Raw genomic sequence first — 4752 nt, forward strand, 5'->3', positions numbered from 1 at the left:
GCGCGCGCGCCCCTCCCCGCGCACCCCGCCGGGGGCGCGGGGGTTGTGCGGGCCGCCCCGGGCCGACTTCCCACTCCACGGCGTACGGCGCGTCAGCGGTGGACGCCCCAGGAGAGGGTGTCGGTCAGGGTGGCCCGGAGCTTGGGGTCGATCACGGCCGTCGTCGGGTCGGTGGCGACGGCGGAGAGCCGGTGGCGCAGGCCCTTCGGGCCGAAGAGGGGCAGGTCGGCGAGGGTGACCGCGGTGCGGTCGCGCCAGGTGATCAGCTCGAAGCCGTCGAGGTACCAGTGCAGCCGGGTGCCGGGGGCGGGCAGCTCGACGGCGAGCCGGTCGGCGGGGGTGAGCGGGGTGGTGGTGGGGGTCGGGCTGCTGAGGGTGGTCGCGTAGCGGTAGAACCCGGCGATCATGGCCTCGCGGCCGGGGAGGTTGAACTCGCGGCCGAGCGATCGCATGATCGAGTTGTCGGTGGGCCGGTAGAGGCCGGTCGGGTAGTAGCCGCCGCCCTCGTACGCGCCGACGGTGCCGCCGTCGGGGGAGGTCCGGCCGAGCCAGCGGTACCACTTGGCGCGGGTGCGGCGCAGCTGGTCGGCGGTCAGCGTGGTGATGTTGGCCTCGGTCGGTTCGTCGCCCTCGTAGCTGCCCTGGCCCTCGTAGGAGTACTCGTCGGCGAGGAGGCCCAGGGAGTGGCCGGTCTCGTGCACGGCCACCTGCCCGGAGCGGTCGTTGCCGCCCGAGACCGTGGCGATGCCGGAGTACCCGAGCGGGGAGACCACGTCGTTGTAGCCGGCGCCGCCGTACTTGGCGCTGTTGGCGACCACGAGGACGAGGTCCGCCTTCGGCGCCTTGGCGGCGTAGCGGTCGACGGCGGCCGTGTCGACGCAGAGCAGGCGTTCGACGTCCTCGCACCAGAAGTAGGAGCCGAGGGCGGTCTGCCGCACGGTGGCCCGGTCCGGGTCGCCCGTGATGCCGGACTCGGTGGAGACGGCCTGCACGGCCCAGACGTTGAAGAGTGAGCGGTAGGTCGTGTAGGGCTCGACGCGGGTGATCTCCTGCCACTTGGTGGCGGCGTCGGCGAGGAACTTCTGCTGTTCGGCGGCCGTGTAGCCGTCACCGATCACCACCACGTCGAGCTTGCTGTCGGTGCTGCCGTTGCTGACCAGCGGGGTGACGGTGCCGTCGCCCGCCGGGGGCCCGGCCAGCGACTGCGGGGCGACGAACGGCGAGGCGGCGGGCACCCGGGCGCGGCTGATGCTGCCGTCCTCGGCGAACGCCTCGACCTGGTGGGCGCCGGTTCGCGCGCCGGTCACGGGCGAGCCGGTCGCCGGCGGGGTGGCCGGGGCGGCGGTGGCCGGGACGGCCCAGGAGCAGAGGGCTGCCAGGGCCGTGACGCCGGCCAGGGCGGTGGTGGCGAGCCTGCGGTGACGCACGGGGACCTCCGGGAGGGGCGGGGGTGGGCGGGGCGGGGGCGGTGCTGGGGCACGGTGCGGCGGAACGCCGGCGGGGGTGCTTAAGTGTCGAGATAATCAGACTGAAACAGGGAGTTAATCTAAGCCACTGTCACGTCCACGACAATAGGGCGGGACGAGAACGGGCCGACACCCGACGAAGGGGCGCACATGACCTCGGAACAGGACCCGGCCGACATCGGCCGGCGCGTCCGACAACTGCGCAGGGAGCGGCACTTGACGCAGCGCATGCTCGCCGAGCCCGCCTACACCGCCGCCTACGTCTCCACCGTCGAGGCCGGCCGGGTACACCCCTCGGAGGCGGCGCTGCGCCACCTGGCCGAGCGCCTCGGCGTCACCTTCGACGAACTCGCCACCGGCCGGCCGGCCCACCTGGCCACCGAGCTGGGCATCGCCCTGGCGGACGCCCAGAGCGCCCTGGCCGACGGCGACACCGCCGAGGCGGCCCGCCGCTTCACCGCCGTCCGGGACCGCGCCGACCACTACGGCGTCGAGTCCGTCCGCCCCGCCGCCCTGCTCGGCCTCGGCGACTGCGCACTGGAGGCCGGCCGCCTCGACGACGCCAGGGAGCACTTCGAGCAGGCCGAGCGCCTCCTGGCCGACGAGCCGCTGCCGCGCCGCGCCGCCGCGATCCGCGGCCGGGCCGTCGCCCACCTGCTGGCCGGCGAACTGCGGTACGCCTGCTACCTGCTGGAGACCGCCATCGACCGGCTCAACGCCGGCGGCCTGCACGACCCCGACGCGCTGCTCCTGCTGTACTCGGCCGCCATCGGCCCCTACATGGACATGGGCGCCCACGCCCGCGCCGCCCAGGCCGCCGAACTCGCCCTCGCGCTGGCCCCCGACGCCACCGACCCCGCACTGGTCGCCGGGCTGCACCGCAGCGTGGCCCGCACCCTGATCGCCGACGGCCGGGCGGCCGAGGCCGACGCCTCCCTCGCCAAGGCCCAGGCGCTCTACCAGCGCCTGCGCCTCACCTCCGACCTGGCCAAGTGCCACTGGATGCGCGGCTACGTGCACGCCCAGGCCGGCGACCTGGCTCGCGCGGAGGACGAACTGCGCACCGCCCGCGCCATGCTGGCCTCCCGGCAGGCGGAGCTGTTCACGCACCAGGTGGACGTCGAGCTCGCCGACGTCCTGCGCCGCCGCGGCCGGCACGAGCAGGCCGACGACCTGCTGCGCAGCCTCCTCGACCGGATCGGCCCGGACCGCGGCACCGTCCACGCCGCCGGGGCGCACCGGCTGCTCGGACTCATCGCCGAGGACCGGGACGACCCGGACACCGCCGAGCGGCACTACGTCGACGCCCTCGCCCTGCTCGAACGGGCGGGCGCGGCGGGCGACCTCGCCGACCTCTGCCGCCTCCTGGGCGACCTGCTGCGCCGCACCGGCCGGGTGGAGCGCGCCCTGGACGTCTACCGGACCGGCCTCGGCCACCGCGCTGCCCCGGGCACCACGACCCTCGGCCCGGCCCCGGCCGCCCCGCCGATCCCGACGTCGGCCGGTCCGGCCGCGGCGGGCCCGACGACGCCCGGCCCGGCCACGACGGGCGGCCCGGCCACGACGGGCGGGTAGGCCACGACGGGCGGGTAGGCCACGACGGGCGGGTAGGCCACGACGGGCGGGTAGGCGGGCGAGGGGGCGGGCGGGTAGGCGGGCGATCCTCCGGGCGTCGGGTGCGCCCCGTCAGTCGTGGAAGTCGCTCGGGCGGACGCGGTAGACCTGGAGGTTCAGCCCGTAGTACTTACCGGTCTCGCCGACCCACTCCATGCCGAGCCGCTTCGCCATCGCGATGGCGCGGGTGTTGTTCGGCCGGGCGACGGCGAACAGTTCCTCGGCCTCCTGCGTGAACGCCCAGGCGATGAGGGCGCGGCCGGCCTCGGTGGCGTAGCCCTTGCCCCAGGCGTCGGGGGCGAGCTGCCAGTTCATCTCCAGGTCGTCCTCGAACGGCGGCAGCAGCCGGATGCCGAGACCGCCGACGACGGCCCCGTCCTCCTTGCGCTGCACGGCCCACCGGCCCCGAGGGGGCGGCAGGTTCGGCTGCGCCTCCTGCCAGGCCTGCAGCACCGACCGCATCGCCGCCACATCGGCGACGCGGTCCATCGCCGGGGTCAGCCAGTGGGCGACGTCCGGCGAGCCGTAGATCGCCAGAGCGGCCTCGGCGTCGTCCGGGGACCAGTCCCGGATGATCAGCCGGTCGGTGGTCAGCGAGATGTCCATGGGCCGGAACCTCCTCGCGCTTCCTGAAGCACATCATCCCCCCGCCCGCCGGTGTGTGCGCGAGGAGCCTGCGGTGGCCGGCGGCGAGGAGCCTGCGGCGGCCCTGGAGGTGGGTGGCCGGGGAGGCCGTCCGGCCGTGCGCTGAGGCCTCCGGGCCGGTGCGGTTCGGGTGGATTCGGTGGATGCCGGGTCAGCCGGAACGGGGCGGGGTAGACCAGGTGGGGGACAGCCACGCGCGGGGGCCGCCGAGGTCCCGAGGGGGAGACATGGCATATCTCGTCGAGCCGCCGGTCGGTACGGCGGACGGCCGGTCGGACATCGTGAAGGTCGAGATCGAGTTCGCGGAGCCGTCCATGCCGACCCTGATCGGATCGGGAGCGCTCGGATCCGTCCAGACGCTGCAGGACGTCGAGGGCATCGAGTTCGCCGAGAACGGCCGGCTCATGACCGTCTGCAACAGCACGGCCCTCGAACTCTGGGACGTCCGTGACCCCACCGCTCCCGTCCTGACGGCTCCCGTCGCCGACCCGAGCGGCGGATCGATCCGCGCGGGCGCGCTGGTGGCGGCCGGCCCGACGCTCCTGGTCGCCTCCAACCAGCGCGTCTCGCTGCTCGACACCGACCCCGCCAACCTCGCCGCCCGACTCTGCTCCTACAGCACGGGCGCCATCAGCCGCTCGCAGTGGGAGAAGTACGTGCCCGAGGTCGCCTACCGGGGCCCGTGCTCCGGTCGCTAGCCGGACGGGCCCACTTCGGCAGGCTGCTATTCGGCGGGGATGCCGCGGAGGAGGAAGGGGAGGTGGGCGCCGCGGGTGAGGGCGTCGAGGGCTTGGGTGACGCGGTGGTGCTGGTCGGGGCCCATGGTGTCGGCGAGGTGGTCGGGGTGGATGAAGTGGAGGCCGGTGATGTGGTGCGGGGGGCGGTGGTGGGTGGTGGTGGCTTGTTGGGCGCGGGTGAGGTGGCCGCCCCAATAGACGAAGTCGATGGCTTCGGGGAGGAGTCGGGCGTCGGTGTAGTCGGTGGCGAGGATGCTGCGCAGGGGGAGGACGAGGCCGGTTTCGGTCTC

5 protein-coding genes are annotated in these 4752 nt (G+C 74.7%); 2 read left to right on the top strand and 3 right to left on the bottom strand.

Annotated elements, in window-relative coordinates:
- Nucleotides 1–92 precede the first annotated feature (92 nt).
- Entirely contained in the window at nt 93–1427 is a 1335-nt protein-coding gene (locus ABT263_RS38425; RefSeq protein WP_352298520.1) for a M64 family metallopeptidase, read from the bottom strand.
- A gap of 189 nt (nt 1428–1616) precedes the next feature.
- Between ABT263_RS38425 and ABT263_RS38430 the strand changes: the two genes are divergently transcribed.
- Nucleotides 1617–3041 carry a tetratricopeptide repeat protein gene (locus ABT263_RS38430; RefSeq protein WP_352298523.1) on the top strand — a complete coding sequence of 475 codons (1425 nt, stop codon included), beginning with the start codon at nt 1617–1619 and terminating at the stop codon, nt 3039–3041.
- Nucleotides 3042–3152: 111 nt separating this feature from the next.
- Here ABT263_RS38430 and ABT263_RS38435 read toward each other — a convergent pair whose 3' ends face one another.
- On the bottom strand, nt 3153–3686 hold the full coding sequence (locus ABT263_RS38435) for a GNAT family N-acetyltransferase (protein ID WP_352298526.1): 534 nt from the start codon (nt 3684–3686) through the stop codon (nt 3153–3155).
- A 266-nt stretch (nt 3687–3952) separates the two neighbouring features.
- On the opposite strand from ABT263_RS38435, the gene ABT263_RS38440 reads away from it, so the two are divergent.
- Nucleotides 3953–4423 (top strand): LVIVD repeat-containing protein, encoded by a 471-nt coding sequence (locus ABT263_RS38440; protein ID WP_352298529.1) that lies wholly within the window; start codon nt 3953–3955, stop codon nt 4421–4423.
- Nucleotides 4424–4449: 26 nt separating this feature from the next.
- Here ABT263_RS38440 and ABT263_RS38445 read toward each other — a convergent pair.
- Nucleotides 4450–4752 (bottom strand): NUDIX hydrolase (locus ABT263_RS38445; RefSeq protein WP_502885935.1); only part of this gene is annotated, 303 nt, incomplete at its 5' end.

Source organism: Kitasatospora sp. NPDC001603 (genome assembly GCF_040298365.1).
Lineage (GTDB): Bacteria > Actinomycetota > Actinomycetes > Streptomycetales > Streptomycetaceae > Kitasatospora.